Source organism: Rhodococcus maanshanensis NBRC 100610 (assembly GCF_001894865.1).
In the GTDB taxonomy this organism is placed as follows: domain Bacteria; phylum Actinomycetota; class Actinomycetes; order Mycobacteriales; family Mycobacteriaceae; genus Rhodococcus_G; species Rhodococcus_G maanshanensis.
In genome coordinates, this window is the sequence record NZ_BCXA01000085.1 from 1 (window position 1) to 1,840 (window position 1,840).

1 protein-coding gene is annotated in these 1,840 nt (G+C 65.9%); it reads right to left on the bottom strand.

Features of this window, described 5'->3' with window-relative positions; genetic code table 11:
- Nucleotides 1–41 precede the first annotated feature (41 nt).
- The coding region (locus tag RM1_RS25770; protein WP_169922374.1) for a UPF0182 family protein at nt 42–1,840 on the bottom strand (1,799 nt) is incomplete at its 5' end.

The following is a 1,840-nucleotide window of genomic DNA, read 5'->3' on the forward strand; positions in this document are numbered from 1 at the left end:
CAGTTCAATCGGATGGCAGGGCCCCTCTGCTGTCGCTCCTGTTACTTGGGCAGCGCCTGGTAGGCGTCGACCGCCTTCTGCAGTCGGTCGAGCGCCGCGCCGTATGCGGCGAAGTCGCCGCTCTGCTGCGCCGTCTTCACCGCGCCGAGCGCGGCGTCGACCTCGCTGAGCGCGGCGTCGACGTTGCCGCTCGGTGCCGGCGGCGGGACAACGGTCGGCCCGCCGGGCGGCGGCGTCTGCTGCTGCTCCCCGTTCGGCGGCGGCGTTCCACCCGGCGCGGTCGCCACGGCCGCCGCCCCCGAACCGAACACCTGATCCAGCGCCTCCGCCAGCGTCGGCGCGTAGCCGACCCGGATGCCCTTCGTATCGGTGAAGCTCACCAGCACCGCGGTGAGCTGCGGGAAGGCGTTCGCCGAATTCCGTTGGGTGTACAACGGTTCGACGTACAGGATGCCGCCCTCGGCGATCGGCAGCGTCAGCAGGTTGCCGTACTGGATCTTGTTCGACTGCTTGATCAGCGACAGCGCGCTGGCCACCGTCTGATTCGACGTCATCGCGGTCTGTGCCTGCTGCGGACCCTGCGTCTGTGTCTCCGTCGGCAGCTGCAGCACGGTGAACTTGCCGTAATCCTTCGGATCCGACGCGACCGAGATGTACGCCGCCAGCAGCTCGCGGTTGTAGCCCTCCATCGGGCTGGTCAGCTTGAACTCCGGCTTCGCCGTCTCCTCGTTACCGAGCAACACGTAGTACGGCGGCTGGTTCTTGTCCGTCTCGACCGTTGGGTCGCTGGGCACCGACCAGAAGTTGTTGTTCGTGAAGAACTCGTTCGGGTCATCGACGTGGTACTTGGCGAGCATCTCCCGCTGCACCTTGAACAGGTCCTCGGGGTACCGGAAATGCGCCCGAAGGTCTTCGGAGACCGCGCTGTTGGGCTGGACGGTGCCGGGGAACACACCCATCCAGGCCTTGAGGACCGGGTCCTTCTCGTCCACCTGGTACAGGGTCACCGTTCCGTCATAGGCGTCGACGGTGGCCTTGACCGAGTTCCGGATGTACGAGACCTCCTTCTTCGGCAGCAACCGGCCCGTGGCCTGGTCCACGCTGTCCTCGACCAGTCCGTCGAGCGAGGAGCGCTGCGCGTACGGGTAGTTGTCGAGCGTGGTGTACGCGTCGACGATCCACTGCATCCGGCCCTCGACCACCGCGGGATAGATGGTGCCGTCGGTGGTCAGCCACGGCGCGACCTGGTTCACGCGGTCGCGAGGGTCACGGTTGTAGATGATCTTCGAATCGTCGCCGATCGCACCGGAGAAGAGGATGTTGCGCTCGGTGTACTTGGCCGCGAACGCCAGCCGGTTCACCCAGTTGCCGATCCCGACACCACCGGCGCCGGTGTAGGTGTACTTCGAGTCGTCCGTGTCGTACTCGCGAGGCTCGCCGCCCGCGGCGCCGACGATGGCGTAGTCGGCGTCCGACTTGGCGATCACCTCGCCGTAGTAGATGCGCGGATTATCCACCCGCAGAGCCGGATCCGACGGCTGTGTCTTGAGGTCGCTGACGCTGTAGATCGGGTAGCCGCCGGTGTTGTTCTGGCTGTCACCCGACACCTTGGTCACCTGGTTCGCAGGCGCTGCGACGAATCCGTTGCCGTGCGTGTACACGGTGTGCTTGTTGATCCAGTCGGTCTGGTTACCGCTCAGGCTCGCGGGCGAGAGCTCGCGCGCCGCCACCACGAAGTCGCGCAGCTGACCGTTCATCTCGTACCGGTCGATGTTGAGCGCCTTCGGGAAGGCGTAGAAGTTCTTCAACTGCTGCTGCGCGGTGAACGTCGGCGACAGGA